Origin of the sequence: Haloferax sp. Atlit-109R (assembly GCF_003665865.1) — an archaeon.
GTDB classification, from domain to species: domain Archaea; phylum Halobacteriota; class Halobacteria; order Halobacteriales; family Haloferacaceae; genus Haloferax; species Haloferax volcanii.
Genome location: NZ_QPLO01000002.1, coordinates 1,319,707 through 1,334,353, shown reverse-complemented (window position 1 = coordinate 1,334,353; position 14,647 = coordinate 1,319,707). Strand labels below are relative to the sequence as shown.

16 protein-coding genes are annotated in these 14,647 nt (G+C 67.0%); 11 read left to right on the top strand and 5 right to left on the bottom strand.

All coding sequences use genetic code 11. The features are described from left to right. Positions 1–164: 164 nt before the first annotated feature. The 3 genes from DVK03_RS15200 to DVK03_RS15190 all read left to right on the top strand — a co-directional run bounded on the left by DVK03_RS15200 (position 165) and on the right by DVK03_RS15190 (position 2,627). Complete coding sequence (locus tag DVK03_RS15200) at positions 165–695, top strand: Lrp/AsnC family transcriptional regulator (RefSeq protein ID WP_115803569.1); 531 nt, start codon at positions 165–167, stop codon at positions 693–695. Positions 696–769: 74 nt separating this feature from the next. Continuing rightward, positions 770–1,441: a helix-turn-helix domain-containing protein gene (locus DVK03_RS15195; protein ID WP_006600006.1), complete on the top strand. Its 672-nt coding sequence runs from the start codon at positions 770–772 to the stop codon at positions 1,439–1,441. 136 nt (positions 1,442–1,577) lie between these two features. Continuing rightward, complete coding sequence (locus DVK03_RS15190) at positions 1,578–2,627, top strand: zinc-dependent alcohol dehydrogenase family protein (protein ID WP_115803570.1); 1,050 nt, start codon at positions 1,578–1,580, stop codon at positions 2,625–2,627. A gap of 171 nt (positions 2,628–2,798) precedes the next feature. Here DVK03_RS15190 and DVK03_RS15185 read toward each other — a convergent pair whose 3' ends face one another. Next, positions 2,799–4,109, bottom strand: coding sequence for an aspartate aminotransferase family protein (locus DVK03_RS15185; protein WP_115803571.1), 1,311 nt, complete (start codon positions 4,107–4,109; stop codon positions 2,799–2,801). 258 nt (positions 4,110–4,367) lie between these two features. Here DVK03_RS15185 and DVK03_RS15180 point away from each other — a divergent pair, with 258 nt between their 5' ends. Together DVK03_RS15180 and DVK03_RS15170 are read left to right on the top strand one after the other, a co-directional pair. Then, positions 4,368–5,747: an NAD-dependent succinate-semialdehyde dehydrogenase gene (locus tag DVK03_RS15180; protein WP_004041086.1), complete on the top strand. Its 1,380-nt coding sequence runs from the start codon at positions 4,368–4,370 to the stop codon at positions 5,745–5,747. Between the two features lie 276 nt (positions 5,748–6,023). Beyond that, a complete protein-coding gene (locus DVK03_RS15170; protein ID WP_004061736.1) occupies positions 6,024–7,436 on the top strand; it encodes an APC family permease in 1,413 nt (470 codons plus the stop codon). Between the two features lie 67 nt (positions 7,437–7,503). Here DVK03_RS15170 and DVK03_RS15165 read toward each other — a convergent pair whose 3' ends face one another. The 4 genes from DVK03_RS15165 to DVK03_RS15150 all read right to left on the bottom strand — a co-directional run bounded on the left by DVK03_RS15165 (position 7,504) and on the right by DVK03_RS15150 (position 9,488). Beyond that, a complete protein-coding gene (locus DVK03_RS15165; protein WP_004041088.1) occupies positions 7,504–7,998 on the bottom strand; it encodes an Lrp/AsnC family transcriptional regulator in 495 nt (164 codons plus the stop codon). 124 nt (positions 7,999–8,122) lie between these two features. Next, positions 8,123–8,464: a ferredoxin gene (locus DVK03_RS15160; RefSeq protein ID WP_115803572.1), complete on the bottom strand. Its 342-nt coding sequence runs from the start codon at positions 8,462–8,464 to the stop codon at positions 8,123–8,125. After that, positions 8,464–9,300 carry a CbtA family protein gene (locus DVK03_RS15155; protein WP_004041090.1) on the bottom strand — a complete coding sequence of 279 codons (837 nt, stop codon included), beginning with the start codon at positions 9,298–9,300 and terminating at the stop codon, positions 8,464–8,466. The genes DVK03_RS15160 and DVK03_RS15155 overlap by 1 nt, the downstream gene beginning before the upstream one ends. A 2-nt stretch (positions 9,301–9,302) precedes the next feature. Further along, positions 9,303–9,488: a CbtB domain-containing protein gene (locus tag DVK03_RS15150; protein WP_004041091.1), complete on the bottom strand. Its 186-nt coding sequence runs from the start codon at positions 9,486–9,488 to the stop codon at positions 9,303–9,305. A gap of 169 nt (positions 9,489–9,657) precedes the next feature. Here DVK03_RS15150 and cbiT point away from each other — a divergent pair, with 169 nt between their 5' ends. Genes cbiT through cobJ form a run of 6 tightly spaced genes read left to right on the top strand, consistent with a single transcriptional unit; the run spans position 9,658 to position 14,647 of the window. Further along, positions 9,658–10,212 carry a precorrin-6Y C5,15-methyltransferase (decarboxylating) subunit CbiT gene (cbiT, locus tag DVK03_RS15145; protein WP_004061742.1) on the top strand — a complete coding sequence of 185 codons (555 nt, stop codon included), beginning with the start codon at positions 9,658–9,660 and terminating at the stop codon, positions 10,210–10,212. Beyond that, positions 10,209–10,916, top strand: a complete 708-nt coding sequence (locus DVK03_RS15140) for a cobalt-factor II C(20)-methyltransferase (RefSeq protein WP_006600012.1) — start codon at positions 10,209–10,211, stop codon at positions 10,914–10,916. The genes cbiT and DVK03_RS15140 overlap by 4 nt, the downstream gene beginning before the upstream one ends. Then, complete coding sequence (gene cobM / locus DVK03_RS15135; protein ID WP_004041094.1) at positions 10,913–11,752, top strand: precorrin-4 C(11)-methyltransferase; 840 nt, start codon at positions 10,913–10,915, stop codon at positions 11,750–11,752. The genes DVK03_RS15140 and cobM overlap by 4 nt, the downstream gene beginning before the upstream one ends. Continuing rightward, a complete protein-coding gene (gene cbiG, locus DVK03_RS15130) occupies positions 11,745–12,725 on the top strand; it encodes a cobalt-precorrin 5A hydrolase (protein WP_115803573.1) in 981 nt (326 codons plus the stop codon). The genes cobM and cbiG overlap by 8 nt, the downstream gene beginning before the upstream one ends. Then, positions 12,722–13,606: a precorrin-3B C(17)-methyltransferase gene (locus tag DVK03_RS15125; protein WP_115803574.1), complete on the top strand. Its 885-nt coding sequence runs from the start codon at positions 12,722–12,724 to the stop codon at positions 13,604–13,606. Before cbiG ends, DVK03_RS15125 begins: the two co-directional genes overlap by 4 nt. Positions 13,607–13,609: 3 nt before the next feature. Then, on the top strand, positions 13,610–14,647 hold the full coding sequence (gene cobJ / locus DVK03_RS15120; protein ID WP_115803575.1) for a precorrin-3B C(17)-methyltransferase: 1,038 nt from the start codon (positions 13,610–13,612) through the stop codon (positions 14,645–14,647).

The following is a 14,647-nucleotide window of genomic DNA, read 5'->3' as shown; positions in this document are numbered from 1 at the left end:
CCTCGACGCCGCGTTTCGCGCGGCGTCCCACGACCGAATCGCTCGCCACCCACCACCCACCCACCGCAAGCCGTGGACTAGCCAATTCGACACAACTATTGTGTCGTTTTGGTTCGTTTACGCCACCCGCAGTTTCAAATCGAACCCCACCAATACATCCGACCATGGAAAACCCCGACCTCACGTCCGCCGACGCGCCGCCCGACCCGAACACGCCGGAGGCGGTCCTCGAAAACTACCTCGACGAGCACGACTACGAGATATTCCGCGCGCTCAACGAGAACGGCCGCATCTCAGACACCGAACTCGCCGAGCGCGTCGGACTCTCCCGGACCGCGGTCCGTCGCCGCCGCGAGAAGCTTCAAGAGAGCGACGTGCTCGAAATCCTCGCGGTCATCGTCCTCCAGGAGGCCGACCTCGCCGACGCGCAGGTGCTCGTCTCGTTCGACCAGCACGTCTCCTCCGAGGTGCGGACCGAGTTCATCACGATGCTCATCGACGAGGGACTCGTCTACAACGCGAGTTCCTGTCTCGGCGAGTACGACCTCGTATTTAGCGCGTGGCACACCGACCTGAACACCTTGAAAGAGTACGTCTGGGACCTCTTCGACGGCGAGGAAATCGTCGACGACTACACCATCATCCCGCTTCTGAAGACGTGGAAGGCGTGGGACAAAGAGCTAGACCGCCCCTGAATCGAAGGGTCGGGTCACCCCCACGCAGCGGAGACCCCAGAACGTTAACTCGCCGGACGGCGTGATACCACACAATGGCTATCACCACGGAGTTCGTTCTTCGCTCGACTTCGCTTCCGCTGGTCAGCATTCCGACCGCGCTACGGCCGGACGAGGTCGAGTGCGTTCACGCACTCTGTCTGCAACCGGACGTGCAGATATTCACCGTGCAGTTCGAGCGGGAAGACGGCGTCACTAAGGCTGACCTCCTGACGCGCGACGAGGTCGTCGCGGCCGACGCAATCGGAGAGACCGCCGACAAGGACGTCTACAAGCTCACCGTCGAACTGGCGGAGTCGGTCTCGAAGGCGTTCGAGCCGGACTTCGGGGGCGCACAGCTCGAACCGACGGTCGTCACCGCCGACGGCTGGCACGAGACGAAAGTGTTCAAGGAGTACGAGGGGTTCAACGAGTTCCGAGAGAGCTGTGAGACCCACGGCATCTCGCTGGACCTCGTGTCCATCGCGTCGGAGGGGTCCGCGTCCGACGAACCGACGGACAGCCTCACCGACCGCCAGCGGGAGGCGCTGACGCTCGCCGTCTCGCGCGGCTACTACGAGAGTCCGCGACAGATTACGGCCGAGGAGCTGGCCGCCGAACTCGGCATCTCGCAACCGTCGCTGTCGAGTCTCCTCCGACGCGGCGAACGGGAACTGATTACCTCCTCGCTGGGCATGCAGGCGCGGATGCAACCGCCCACGCAGTGAACCGCCGCTGGGCCACGTGCCCACGCGGTCGGCTCGCTTCCCCGTGGACGAGCGGGACGGCCGCCCGGCCGCAGTTAAATGGACTGTTCATATAGCATCGCATCTATGCCCGCAAGGTCCGTACCTCACAGCGTACGTGAAATCAGCAGTCTATCGCGGTCCGGGCGACGTTCGCATCGAGGAAAAACCAGAACCGGAGCTTCAACAACCGACCGACGCGGTCATCCGCGTCACTCACACCGCCATCTGCGGGTCCGACCTCTGGTTCTACCGCGGTCACGAGGAACACGAGGAGGGCTCCGGGGTCGGCCACGAGCCGATGGGTATCGTCGAGGAAGTCGGTGAGGACGTCACGAGCGTCCAACCGGGCGACCGCGTGCTCGTCCCGTTCGCGTACAGCTGCGGGGAGTGCGAGTTCTGTCGCAAAGGCATCCACACCGCGTGTGTAGACGGCGGGTTCTTCGGTCCGCACGGCGACGAGACCGGCGGCGCACAGGCCGAGAAGGTCCGCGTCCCTCACGCCGACGGCACGGTCGTTCGGGTCCCCGAGCGGTACGCCGACGACGAAGAAACGCTCAAATCGCTCCTCCCGCTCACGGACGTGATGTCGACCGGCCACCACGCCGCCGTCTTGGCGGACCTCGAAGCCGGCGACACCGCGGTCGTCATCGGCGACGGCGCGGTCGGGCTGTGCGGCGTCCTCGCGGCGAAGCGCATCGGCGCAGAGCGAATCATCGCGGTCGGCCACCACGAGGACCGCTTGGAAGTCGCCCGCGAACTCGGCGCGACCGACACCGTCTCGTCCCGCGGCCAAGAGGCCGTCGAGGAAGTCCTCGAACTCACCCACGGCGGCGCGAACCACGTCCTCGAATGCGTCGGCGCGGCGTCGGCGCTCGAAACCGCCGCACAGGTCGCCCGTCCCGGCGGCTCCATCGGCGCCGTGGGCGTCCCGCACGTCGAGTCCGCCGACTTCCTCCAGCCGATATTCTACAAGAACCTCTCGTTCTCCGCCGGCGGCGCACCCGTCCGGAACTACATCGAGGAACTCATGGACGACGTGCTGCAGGGCACCCTCGACCCGTCGCCCATCCTGACGAAGACCGTCGACCTCGACGGCGTCCCGGAAGGCTATCAGGCGATGGACGACCGCGAGGCAATCAAGGTCATGGTGAAAGTCGACGAGTAAGACACACCCTGACCCAGACCGACGGTCGAGACGCGCTTCCGGCGGAGGCGGCCGTTTCAGCGGGGGCTATCCCTCCCCGGCACCAATCCACAACTATCACCACCGTAAGCCGCGAGACCGAGAGCAATCGAAACGAGGCCGTGAGCGGGTGTCGCGGTCGACGCAGGCGACTCAGGCCAGGTCGTCCAGCGCGACTCTGAGCGCGTCGACGGCCTCGCCGAGCTGCGCCTGCGAAATCGTCAGCGGCGGCTGGAAGCGCATGACGTTCTTGTAGTAGCCGCCGACGCCCATGACGACGTTGGACTCCTCGCGGAGGTGCTCGCCGACCGCGGCCGCGAGTTCCTTGTCCGGGGCGGGCGCGACGTGCTGCGGGCCGGTCGTCTCGGGGTCCACGAGTTCGATGCCCTGCATCAGCCCGAGGCCGCGGGCCTCGCCGACCACGTCGTAGTCGGATTCGAGCGTGGCGAGTTCGGCCGAGAGCCACTCGCCGTTCTCGCGGGCGTTGTCGACGATACCGTTCTGGAGTTCCTCGATGGTCGCCAGCGCGGCCGCGCAGGCGACGGGGTTGCCGCCGAACGTCGAGAGGTGGTCGCCGGAGCCGAACGCGTCCGCGATGTCCGCGGGGGCCGTGAACGCGCCGAGGGGCAGGCCGTTGGCGATGCCCTTCGCCTGCGTCAGGATGTCCGGTTCGACGCCGAACTGCTCGCTGGCGAACAGTTCGCCGGTGCGGCCGTAGCCGGTCTGGACCTCGTCGGCGATGAGGAGCGCGCCGTGGTCGTGGGCGATGTCCCGAACACGCTTGAGCCACGCCTCCGAGGGAACGACGATGCCGGCCTCGCCCATGACGGGTTCGACGACGACCGCCGCGAGGTCGCCGCTGGTGTGCGAGCCGATGACCCGTTCGAGCGCGTCCGCGCAGTCCGCGCCGCAGGTGTCGCCGTCACAGCGGGGACAGCGGTAGGCGTACGGTGGCGCGGTGTGAGCCACGTCGTTGATGGTCGGAGCCATGTCCTGCTTGTAGGCCCGGTTGCCGGTGAGCGCGAGGCTCCCGAGGGTGCGGCCGTGGAAGCCCATCTCCAGCGAGATGACCTCCTTGGAGCCGGTGTACTTCCGGGCGAGTTTGATAGCTCCCTCGACGGCTTCGGTGCCGGAGTTACAGAAGAAGGTCTTCTGGAGGTCGCCCGGCGTCACCTCGGCGATGGTCTCGGCGAGGTCGGCCACCGGCCGGTTCGGATGGACGTACGAACAGCCGTGGACGAACTCCTCCAACTGCTCCGTGGCGGCCTCGACGACCGCCTCGTTGTTGTGTCCGACGTTCGTCACCGAGATGCCCGAGAACACGTCGAGATACTCGTTGCCGTCGAAGTCTTCGAGGGTACAGCCGGACGCCCGCTCGACCGGGACGTTCAGCGATTTCCAAATCGGCATGAGGTAGTCGTCGTACGCCGCCTCGACCGACGAGTTCGTCGTCCGTTCTCTCATGAACACAAGTTCTAAACTGAATCCTAATAAATTATTCTGTGTGGAATATCATCCAGAACACTGCGGGTGTGTCGGGACGAGGGCGGTCGTTCCAGACTCGAACGCGCCTGGGAGCTCCGTACTCGACTGCGTTCGTCACCGACGCGCTTTGAACACAGTCCGAGTATTCTGCTTCGTCTGGAACATTTATCAACATATGGGACGACAGTGGGTCCAAGCGGGAGCGACGAGCGACCGCCGCGCTCCCGAGAGCCGACCATGAAATCCATCAACCCCGCGACCGAGGAGGTCATCGAGACGCACGAGGAACACGACGAAGCGACGGTCGACGCGCGATTGGACGCCGCGTGGGACCGGTTCGAATCGTGGCGCGAGACGCCGATTTCGCGGCGCGAGAAACTGCTCGCGGCCGCGGCCGACGTGCTGCGCGAACACAGCGAGGAGTACGCGACGCTGATGACCGAGGAGATGGGCAAACCCGTCGAGCAGGCGGTCTCCGAGGTCGAAAAGTGCGCGTGGGTCTGCGACTACTACGCCGAACACGCGTCGGAGTTCCTGCAGGACGAGCACATCGGAACCGTGCCGGGGTCGAAGACGTACGTCTCCTACGAGCCAATCGGCCCGGTGCTCGCGGTGATGCCGTGGAACTTCCCGTTCTGGCAGGTGTTCCGGTTCGCGGCCCCGCACATCACCGCCGGAAACGTCGCCGTGCTCAAGCACGCGCCGAACGTCTTCGGCTGCGCCGACGCAATCGCCTCCGTCTTCGAGCGGGCGGGCTACCCCGACGACGTGTTCACCTCGCTCCGGATTCCCGCCGAGCGCGTCGCCGGCGTCATCGAAGACGACCGAGTTCGGGGCGTCAGCCTGACGGGGAGCACCCGCGCCGGGCGGGCCGTCGCGGAGACGAGCGGCCGCGAACTCAAGCCGACGGTGCTCGAACTCGGCGGGAGCGACCCCTTCGTCGTCCTCGACGACGCGCCGCTCGAAGCGACCGCGAAGCGGGCCGCACGGGCGCGAACGCAGAACAACGGCCAGTCGTGTATCGCCGCGAAGCGCTTTCTCGTCCACGAGGCCGTCTACGACGAGTTCGTCGAGCGCTTCACCGAGGAGATGCGCGCACTGACCGTCGGCGACCCCACCGACCCCGAGACCGACGTGGGGCCGCAGGCGCGGGCGGACCTCATGGAGACGCTCCACGAGCAGGTCACGGCGTCCGTCGAGGCCGGCGCGACGCTCCGCCTCGGCGGCGAACCGCTGGACCGACCCGGCCACTACTACCCGCCGACGGTGCTGACCGACGTGCCCGAGGACGCGCCCGCGAGGACCGAGGAACTGTTCGGCCCCGTCGCCACCGTCATCAGAGTCGAAGACGAGGCGGAGGCGGTCCGCGTGGCGAACGACACGCCCTACGGCCTCGGCGCGAGCGTCTGGACGGCCGACGCCGAACGCGGCGAGGCGCTCACGACGAAGCTCACCGCGGGTAACGTCGCGGTCAATCACGTCGTCGCGTCTGACCCGCGGGTCCCGTTCAGCGGGACGAAGGACTCGGGCTACGGGACCGAACTCTCCCGGCACGGGATTCGGGAGTTCGTCAACACGAAGACGGTCTGGGTCGAGGACGCGCCCGCCGACGAGTAAGCGCGACGACGCCCGACCCAGCACCCGGAGCGACACCCAACGCGACACCGGGCGCGACGCCCGCGACGACGCCCGGAACGCGAATCGAGCGCGGACGCCGTTTCTTTCTGCTCGACGAGTTGACTACTATTCGAACCGACGGCCGTTTGGCGATTTTCCGGTGAATCGTCGCTCGATTTGTCGTCCCAGATGACGGATTACTATTGAACTGTGTTTCTAATAGAGGCTAAAAATTGAACACAGTAAGATATATAGTGGGTAAGTTAGAATGTGGTGATGTCACTCATAACCATGACAGGAGAACTCTCACGCGTCCTCTCGAAGCGCGACGTGTTCGTGCTCGCACTCGGAGCGATGATCGGATGGGGTTGGATCGTGCAGACGGGGTACTTCATCGACCAAAGCGGCGTCACCGGCGCTATCTCGGCGTTCGTCCTCGGCGGGTTCATGGTGACCGTCGTCTCGCTCATCTACGGCGAACTCGCCTCCGCGATGCCGTTCGTCGGCGGCGAGCACGTTTACAGCATGCGGGCGTTGGGGCCGGCCGGCTCGTTCGCCTGTACGTGGGCGATAATCTTCGGCTACATCAGCGTCGTCGCGTTCGAGGCGGTCGCGCTGCCGAGCGCCCTCGCGTACATCGTCCCCGGCTTCAACGTGTTCGAACTCTGGACGGTCGCCGGTCAGCCGGTCTACGGTACGTGGGTCGCGACGGGCGTCATCGGCTCCGTGGTTATCACGTACCTCAATTATCGGGGTGTCCGGCCGGCGGCGCAGTTCCAGGCGATTCTCGCGCTCGTCATCACGCTGTCGGGGCTGACGCTCCTTCTCGGCGCGCTGTTCAACGGCACGTCGCCGTCGTCGCCGCCGCTCGCGGGAGCCGGCATCGGCGGCGTGTTCACGGTCGCCATCATGACGCCGTTCATGTTCGTCGGCTTCGACGTGATTCCGCAGGCCGCGGGCGAGGCCGACGTGTCACCGAAGCTCCTCGGCGGGCTCATCGGGCTCTCGGTCGCCTGCGCCGCCGCGTTCTACATCGCCGTCATCTGGGCGGCCGGGCAGGTCGCCACGGGCACGACGCTCGTCGAGAGTTCGCTCCCCGCCGCGACGGCGATGGAAATCGCGTTCGACAGCGTGACCATCGGCCGCATCATGGCGCTGGCCGGCCTCGCGGGCATCCTCACGAGCTGGAACGGGTTCGTCCTCGGAGCCAGCCGCGCGATTTACGCGATGGCCGACTCGCACATGCTCCCCGAGAAGCTCGCGACGATTCACGACGACCACGACACGCCGTCGACCGCAATCGTGCTCGTCGGCGGCCTCGCGGCGCTCGCGCCCCTGTTCGGCGAGCAGATGCTCGTGTGGGTCGTCAACGCCGGCGGGCTCGGCATGGTGACGGCGTGGCTTCTCGTCGTCGTTTCGTTCCTCGTGCTCCGGTACCGCGACCCCGACTTCGACCGGCCGTTCAAGCTGCCGGCGGGCTACGCGGTCGGCGCGCTCGGGCTGCTGTTGACCGTGTTCTTCGTCGGTCTCTACCTCCCCGGCTCGCCCTCGGCGCTGGCGTGGCCCTACGAGTGGGCGATGGTCGGCGGCTGGTGTCTGCTCGGCGTCGTCCTGCTGGCCGTCGCCGGCGGGCTGCCGACCCGGACGGAAGCGAAGGCGCACCTGAGCGCCCAGCAGCTCGAAGACTGATTCGCTTTCGCTTCCGGCGGTCGAAACGCGGTGCGGCGGGGTTCGTGCGGATACGGCACGGGCCGCGTCACGACACGTCGGGGAGAAGCGCCGCTTTCAGTTCTTCGAGTTCGTAGTCGTTCAGCGGGTTCGGCTCGTCCTTGATGGTCGTGATGACGAACGTCGAACTCGTCCGCGAAATCTCGTCTATCTCCTCGAACTCGGAGATGAGGTCCTCGACCATCGAGCGCGAGGCGAGATGCGAAATCAGGACGAAGTCGGTGTCGCCGAGCGTGAAGTACACCTCGTTGACGCCGGGCACCTCCCCGAGTTTGTCGCCGACCTCCTTGTGGTACTCCGAGCCGTACTCGGCCCAGACCTCGGTGATGAGCGTGAGGTTCAGCCCGGCCTTCTCGAAGTCGATATCGAAGATGTCGTTTTTGATGATGCCCTGCTCTTGGAGCCGTTCGAGGCGGTAGTGAACGGTCGACTTCGGGATGCCCGTCTCCTCGGTTATCCGGTCGGGACTCCCCGATTCGAGCGTCCCGATGGCCTTGAGGATTCGAAGGTCCTTCTCGTCCATGGACCGTAATCAGGTGTGCACCGATATTATTGTTCTGCGTTCAACCCCGCCCGCGTCGGGGAGGGAACGACAAGAGGCGGTGAGAACGGCGCGGCGCAGACACCGACGGTCGTCCCCGGGACGGTCAGTCGCGGGGTCGAACGCCGAGGTTCGACGCGTCGGGACCGAACTCCTCGGCCAACAGCGCCGGCACGTCGTCCGGGCGAACGTCCGAGTACCACCGGTTTCGGGGGTGGATGGCGACCGCGGCCCCGTCCGCACTACAGAGGCCGAGACAGCTCGTTTCTGCAACGTGGACCCGCGACCAGAAGACGCCACGGTCGCGCAACCACGAGATCACCGCGTCGTACACCGCCGGGCCGTCGGCCTCGGCGCAGTCGGCGTACTCGGACTCGCGGCCGTTCGTACAGACCAACACGTGGTCCGTAAAGCCGTGCTCGCGGACCTCGTCGGTTCGGTCGCGCATCAGTCGGCCGCGGGAGCCGAGTCCCGGCCGGCGGTCGGAATCCCCGGTTCGGACTCGGACTCACTCGACGGCCGGAACCGCGCGTGCGCCGCCGCGAGGACCAGCCACAGGAGGACCTGTCCGAACGCGAACAGGCCGGTGAGCCCGGTTTCGAGCGCCGGCGACAGCGCCCCGCGAACCGCGTTTTCGGGGGCGACGACGGCCAGCACCGCGAGCAGGCCGAACGGGACGGCCGCGCCGACGAGAGCCGCACCGAGGCCCCGCGACTCGCGCAGGCGGGTGTAGACGTAGCCGGCCGAGAGGCAGGCGAGCGCCCCGGCGAGCATCATCCCGGCGTAGAGCGGGAGCCGCGTCGCCGTCGAGAGCGACTGTTCCGCCCCCGGCGCGACCGGCGGGAGCACCAACCACGGCGCGCCCGAAACGGTGACGAACCCCGCGAATCCCATCAGATAGCTCTTCGCGGCGTCGGGTCCGGGAATCGCCGGTTCGAGGAAGAAAAAGGCGACCCCGAAGAACGCGCCGCCGAGCACGACGCCCCACAGGCCGCCGGCCGCGACGCTCACGGCTTTCGTGACCGCCATCGACACCGCGGTGTCGTGATGGCCGCCGCTCTCGCCGGCGTGGGAGTCACCGGACTCGTGGCTGTGAGCGCCCTCGGCCTCGTGACTGTGGGCGCTTTCGGCCTCGTGAGTATGTCCGCTCTCCTCGACTGTCGCGTGGTTCAGGTCGTCCGCGTAGCCGACGAGCGGGTTGGCGACGACGGCCATGAACAGTCCGAACACCAGTCCGGCGACGACCCCCGCCTTCACTCCCCGCGTCAGGTACTCCCCGAACATCGTCAGTGGCAGGCGATGCCGGCCGCGTGGCGGAAGTTGTGCAGCGAGTCGTGGACGAGCGGGTCCTGCACGAACAGGAGCGTAAAGCCCAGCGCGACGATAAAGAGGGAACCGGCAGCCATCTGCGCGGGGGTCAGTTCCGTTCGTGCGCGTTCGATGCGACCGTTGACGGTGTTCGCCGTAGCCATGGTAAACTCGGATTGATGAAAACCAAGCACAGTTGTAAAACTTTCGAGAACAAGCGAGATTGTGTTTCAGCAATCTCGATTTAATAACTCGGGAGCGGATTTTATGAAACCCAGTTTGTGGTACAACAAGCACAATTGTTTTCAAACCGCGCCGGGATTGTCGAGTCGAATGTCACAGGTAACGCTCCCGCACGACGCCAAGGCGGGACCCACGAAACCGGAGGTAAGAGCGGTCACGCTCGATAAACTCGGCTTGCGGCCGACGGACCACTTCGTCGACGTCGGCTCCTGTACCGGCTCGGTCACCATCGAGGCGGCCCGGCGGGTCGAGCGCGTGACCGCCGTCGAGCGCAAGCCGGACCGACTGGACGTGACGCGGAAGAACCTCGCGGCGAACGACTACGACGCCGACGTGACGCTCCGCGAGGCGGAGGCTCCCGACGGTCTCCCGGCCGACGCCGACGCGATGTTCGTCGGCGGCAGTCGGAACTTCGAAGCCGTGTTGGACCACGCCGTCGAGACCGGCGTCGACCGAATCGTCATGAACGTCTCGCGGGTCGAACCCGCCGGCGACGCCATCGAGGCGTTCCGCGAGCGCGGCCTGCTCTCGGCGGTCGTCCAGATGCAGGTGAGCCACGGCTACGAACTCGCCGGCGCGACGAGTTTCCGGTCGAACAACCCGGTGTACGTCGTCGTCGGCCGACGCGACGCGGAGGGGCTATGACCGTCTACGGCATCGGTCTCGGCCCGGGCGAGGCCGACCTCGTGACGGTCAAGGGGAAACGCCTGCTCGAATCGGCGGCGGTGGTTTACTCGCCCGGCCGCCTCTCGCGGACGGTCGCGCTGAACCACGTCCCCGAGGAGCGCATCGGTGACCTCGACTTCCCGATGACGCGCGACCCCGACGAACTCCGCCGCGCGTGGAAGGAGGCCGCCGCCGAGGTGGCCGCCCGCGCCGACTCCGAGGACGTGGCGTTCGTGACCCTCGGCGACCCCAACGTCTACTCGACGTTCGGCCACCTCCGCCGCACCCTCGACGCGTTCCACCCCGACATCGACCTCGAAGTCGTCCCCGGCGTGAGCGCGATGACGGCCTTCACGACCGCGCTCGGCGTCGAAATCGAATCCGGAACCGGGCTGGCGCTCCGCGAGGCCGCCAACGGTGCCGCGCCGACCGGCCCCGACCGCATGGTGCTGTTCAAGGTCACCGACGCGCCGGCGACCCACGAGAAGCTGACCGAAGCGGGCTACGACGTTCGCTTCGGCCGCCGCCTGTTCATGGAGCAGGGCGAGACGGTCGTCACCGACGACCCCGACGAACTCGCGGAGCGCGACTACTACACGCTGGCCTACGCCGAGCGCGAGGGCGTCGAGCGCGACGTGGCGACCGCCGAGTTCGACGGCGTCGAATCGGGGGGGTCGGCGTGAGCGCGGACGGCGAGGCGGACACCGGCTTCACCGACGAGGAGGGAATCCCCTTCGTCGGCGCGGGCCCGGGCGACCCGGACTTGCTCACCGTCGCCGGGCGGAAACTCGTCGAGGACGCCGACCTCGTGGTGCACGCGGGGTCGCTCGTCAACAGCGAACTGTTGGACGAGTTCTGCGCCGACGCCGAGCGGGTCAACAGCGTCGGCAAGGACCTCGAAGAGCTGATTCCGCTGATGGCCGACGCCTACGAGTCGGGCCGAACCGTCGTCAGACTCCACAGCGGCGACCCGGCGATTTACGGGGCCGCCTTGGAGCAGATGGACGCGCTGGCCGAGGCTGGCGTGCCGAGCTACCTCGTTCCCGGCGTCACCTCGGCGTTCGCCGCGAGCGCGACGCTCCGCACCCAGTTGACGCTCAACGAGGTCTCGAATCACGTCGTCTTCACCCGGCCGCGGGGCCGGACGCTCTCGGCCGAAGAGGACCACATCAGCGACTTCGTCGGCTTCGGTGACACCACGGTCTGTATCTACCTCGGCACCCACGCCGTCTCGGAGACGATGGACCGCCTGCTGGACGAGGGCCACGACCCAGACACGCCCGTCGCGGTCGTCTACCACGCCTCGTGGCCGGACGAAGACGTCATCGAGGGCACCATCGAGACCATCGGCGAGCGGGTCGAAGACGCGGGCTACCGCGCCTCGGCGCTCGTCATCATCGGCGAGGCGGTGAACGGCTCGGCGTACGAGCGGTCGTTCCTCTACGGCGACTGGGCCCGCGGCGGCGACGCACCGAACGACGAACCCGACACCGAAACACAGGAGCCAGACAATGAGTGACACAGACACCAACTCGGACACCGACTCCGGAAGCGGCCACTGTCAAACGCCAGACAGCGACGGCGAGGTTGCCGACGAAATCGCCATCGTCAGCTTCGAACGAAAGCTCGACACGGCCGAGGAAATCAAGCGCGACCTCGCGGACGACTACGACCGGATAGACGTCCTCACCTACCACGGCGACGTGTTCGCCGACCACTGGGGCGAGTACGACTGCTTCGTCGGCCTCATGGCCAGCGGCATCGCCATGCGGAAGACCGCCGGCCTCCTCGACGACAAGTGGGAGGACCCGGCGGTCGTCGTCGTCGACGAGGAACTGACGTGGGCGATTCCGCTCACCGGCGGCCACCACGGCGCGAATCAGGTCGCCCACGACCTCTCGAAGCTCGGGGCCGTCCCGGCGATGACGACCGCCTCTGAGGCCGCGGGCAAACAGGGCGTCGAGAGCAAGGCGAAGGCGCTCGACTCCCACGTCGTCAACGGCGATTCGACCGTGGCGACGAACCTCGCCGTCCTCAACGACGAACTCGGTCCCGTCGCCCGACTCGACGGCCCGAAGGCGGTCCTCGTCGACGACGACGTGACGGTCCTGAAGCGCAACGGCGGCGACGGCGTCGTCCTCGGAACCGGGAGCGTCTCCGGCGCGAAGAAAGCGCAGTTCCTGACGGCGTGGGAGCAAGCGCTCGACGACGCCGACTACGACTGGGACGACATCGACTTCGTCGCGACCGGCACGCGAAAGGCGGACGAACCGGGGATGCTCGACGCGGCCGAGGAAATCGGCGCGGGCGTCGTCTACTTCGAAAAGGAGACGCTGACCGAGTTCGAAGGGCCGACCCCCTCGCGGTCGAAGGAACTCATCGGCTGGCCCGGCATCGCCGAGGCGAGCGCCATCGCCGGCGGCCGCGACCACGAACTCGTCGTCGAAAAGCGGCGCTACGACGACGCCGTGACCGTGGCGGTGGGACGATGAACGACGGTCGCGAGCCGACCGAACCGGCGACCGAGTCAGCGACTGAACCGGCGGCCGACGACCGCGACGAGGTCCCCGACGACTACGGGACCCTCTACGTCGTCGGCATCGGGCCCGGTCTCCCGGACCACATGACGAAGCGGGCGAAGGAACTCATTTCCACCTCGGACTGCGTGGTCGCCTCGAACCTCTATCAGGAGTTCCTCCGCGACGACGGAACCCTCCCGCCCGAGGGGAGCGACGACGGGCCGGAGGTCGTCCGCTCGTCGATGGGACAGCAGGTCGAACTGACCCGCGAGGCGTTCGAGCGCGTCCGCGACGGCGAGGACGTGGTCCACGTCTCCGGCGGCGACCCCAACGTCTACGGGAAGTCCGACCTCGTGTTCACGATGGCGAAAGGCGACGAGGCGACCGACGTGCCAATCGAAATCGTCCCCGGCGTCACCGCGGCGCTCGGCGGCGCGGCCATGATGGGCGCGCCGCTGTCGAACGACTTCTGTACGGTCTCGCTGTCCGACAAGTGGCGCGGCTGGGACGAAATCGAGGAGAAACTGCGCGCAGCCGCCATCAGCGGCTTCGTCATCGTCCTGTACAACTGCTGGCGCAACTACGAACGCGCCATCGACGTGGTCCGCGAGGAGCGGGCCGACGACGTGCCGGTCGGCATCTTCAACGACGCCGGCCGCGGCGAGGCCGGCCGGAATCTGGACGACGAGACGTTCTCGGTGACGACCCTCGGCGACGCGAAGGCCCACGACGACGACGTGGGCGGGATGGGAACCTCGATTCTCATCGGCACCCACGAGACCGAACCCTGGAGCAACGACTACCAAACGTACCTCGTCACGCCCCGCGGCGGGCGCGACGTCGACGACTTCTAACCCATGAGCGACTCAGACACGACAACCGAATCGAACTGCGGCGGTGCGACGACCGAATCGACTGAATCGACTGAATCGGAATCGGAATCGGAATCGAAGTGCGGCGGGACGAAGACGGAGGCCGAGTCGGACACGACCTCGAAGTGCGGCGCATCCTCCTCGAAGTCCGATGGCGAGTCATCTTCGAAATGCGGCGGCAGTTCGGGCGGGTCGAAGAAGGAACAGACCGCGGAGAAGGTCGAAGCGACCATCGAGGACTTCGACGGCGAGCCGGGGCAACTCGTCGCCGTCGGCCTCGGTCCCGGCCGCGCGAGCGAGATGACGACGCTGGCGAAAGACACGCTCCGCGAGGCCGACCACATCGTCGGCTACACGACCTACATCGAACTCCTCCCCGACGACGTCGTCGAGGGCGCAGAGGACATCTACTCGACGCCGATGTGCGGCGAGGTCTCCCGGACCGAGGAGGCGGTCGACCGGGCGCTCGCCGGCAACGACGTGGCCATCGTCGGCAGCGGCGACCCCAACGTCTACGCGCTGGCCGGACTCGCGCTCGAAATCCTCGAATCGAAGGGCGCGACCGCGAGCATGGTCGACTTCGACGTGGTCGCGGGCGTCCCGGCGGCGCAGTCCTGCGCGGCACGGTTGGGCGCGCCGCTCGTCAACGACACAGTGACCATCAGCCTCTCGGACCACCTGACCTCGATGCCGACCATCGAGTCGCGCCTCCACGCGGCCGCCAAGGAGGGCTTCACCATCGCCATCTACAACCCGTGGAGCCGCAAGCGCCGGTCGAACTACGAGAAGTGCTGCGAGATTCTCCTCGAACACCGCGCGCCAGACACGCCGGTCGGCATCGTCCACGGCGCGGGCCGCGACGACGAGGAGGTCGAAATCGTCGACCTCGGTGACCTGCCCGACCTCGGTGAGACCGACCTCGTGGACATGACGACGACGCTGCTCGTCGGCAACGAGGAGACGTACGTCTGGGACGACCGGATGGTGACCCCGCGGGGCTACGAGCAGAAGTACGAGTACTGA